2 protein-coding genes are annotated in these 1,841 nt (G+C 71.7%); one reads left to right on the top strand and one right to left on the bottom strand.

Annotation, left to right across the window (positions count from 1 at the left end; translation table 11 throughout):
* Positions 1–7 precede the first annotated feature (7 nt).
* Entirely contained in the window at positions 8–982 is a 975-nt protein-coding gene (locus tag DBR36_RS11690; protein WP_108319578.1) for a zinc-binding dehydrogenase, read from the bottom strand.
* Between the two features lie 147 nt (positions 983–1,129).
* On the opposite strand from DBR36_RS11690, the gene DBR36_RS11685 reads away from it, so the two are divergent.
* The gene (locus tag DBR36_RS11685) at positions 1,130–1,720 is read left to right on the top strand and encodes a TetR/AcrR family transcriptional regulator (RefSeq protein WP_108319576.1); all 591 of its coding nucleotides are present in this window, start codon (positions 1,130–1,132) and stop codon (positions 1,718–1,720) included.
* The last annotated feature ends 121 nt before the right edge of the window (positions 1,721–1,841 follow it).

Genomic DNA, 1,841 nt, shown 5'->3' with positions numbered 1-1,841 from the left:
GCTCAGCTCACGGGCGCAGCAGGACCTTTCCGACGCGGGGCGAGTCGCTCGCGCGGGCGGCCTCGCGGGCGTCCTCGAGGCCGAAGGTGGCCGCGACCGGAAGGGTCAGCGTGCCGTCGGCGAGGTAGCGCGACAGTTCGCCGAAGAGGGCGCCGCGGGTCTCGGCATCCATGGTCTTGCTGACGACGCTGCCCCAGAAGCCCTTGACCGTCGCCTGACGGAAGATGATGTCGCCCGCCGACAGCTCGAGCTTGCCCGCGCCCATCGAACCGAAGATGACGAGGGTGCCGTTCTCGCTCAGCAGCGACAGCACGTCGTTGCTGGCCGAACCGCCGACCGAGTCGACGCCGGCGACGATCCGCGCCCCGTCGGCGAGCGCCAGGGCGGCGTCGCGCCAGCCCTCGGCGTCCGTCGACACGACGTTGTCGATGCCCTGCTCGGCCAGTTCGGCGACCGCGCTCTGACGGCGGACGAGACCGATGACGTGGATGCCGCGGGCCTTCGCGATCTGCGCGACCATGCGTCCGACGGCTCCGTTGGCGGTGTTCTGCACGATCCAGTCGCCCGCCTTCAGGTCGAGCGAGTGCAGCAGGCTGATGGCGCTGAAGGGCATCGACACGAGCTGCGAGGCGACCTCGTCGGACAGTCCGTCGGCGACCGGGATGAGGCCGGCGGCCGCGGTGACGACCTGTTCGGCCCAGACGCCGAAGGTGCCGCCGGTGGCGACGCGCTGACCGATGGTCAGGCCCTCGACGCCCTCGCCGAGCTCTTCGATCACGCCGACCGCCTCGGTTCCGGCGCGCGCGGGCAGCTCGGGCTTGAAGCCGTAGGTGCCGCGGATGGTCCACAGGTCGTGGTTGTGGATGGGCGAGAGCAGGATGCGCAGGCGGACCTCGCCGGGGCCGGGGGTCGGGGTCTCGACCTCTTCGACGCCGAGGACGTCGGCGGGCTCGCCGAACTCGTGGTGGATGACTGCGCGCATGGAATGCCTCCGTGGTTATTTTGTAACGACCGGTCTAATATAGACCTCGACGCCGCGGATGCAACAGGGCCGGCTCGACCTCTCGCCCCCGAGGTTCTCGCGCCCGTCGCAGGGGCGCGCCGTCACGAGTCACTCCGAGGAGACAACATGGGCAGGATGCCGAGCTTCGACCGCTCCGCCGTCGTCGACGCCGCGCGGGACGTCTTCTGGCGGCGCGGCTACGCCGAGGCGGGCATCGCCGAGCTCGAAGAAGCCACGGGACTCACCCGCTCGAGCATCTACCACGCCTTCGGCAGCAAGCGCGGCCTGTTCGACGCGGTGCTGTCCGCCTACCTCGACGGCGTCGTGCGCACGCGGTTGCGTCCCCTCGGAGGGGGAGACCCGGGTGCACTCGAGGCCTACGTCGACGATATGAGCGCGGCCATCGCCGCCGACGCGCCCCGCGCCCGGTTGGGATGCCTGCTGCTGAACGCCGGCTCGTCGCCGCTCGCCAGCGAGGACGCCGAGGTGCGCACGCTCGTCTCGGACTACGCGGCCGAGATGCGGGCCGCGATCCGCGCCGCCGTCGGCGACCGCCGGCCCGATCTGACCCCGGATGCCGTCGAGGCCCTCGCCGCGGTGTGCGCTTCGCTCGTGGTGGCCGGCCTCACCCTCGCCCGCGCCGACCGCGACGCGGCGCTGGCGACCCTGGCATCCGTTCCGACGACGCTGGAGTCCTGGGGACGCACCGCGGCCTGAGCCGGCGCGTCGGCGCGGGACGATGCGTGCGGCGATTCCGACGAGACAGCTGCCGTCTGACAACTCGGTTGCAGGATGTCGCCGAGTTGTCAGCAACATGCAGTCTCGGCGGGCGGGCGGG

Source organism: Microbacterium sp. HMWF026, assembly GCF_003061325.1.
In the GTDB taxonomy this organism is placed as follows: Bacteria; Actinomycetota; Actinomycetes; order Actinomycetales; family Microbacteriaceae; genus Microbacterium; species Microbacterium testaceum_E.
The sequence above is the reverse complement of the archived record's forward strand: the minus strand, read 5'-3'. Positions and strand labels throughout refer to the sequence as shown.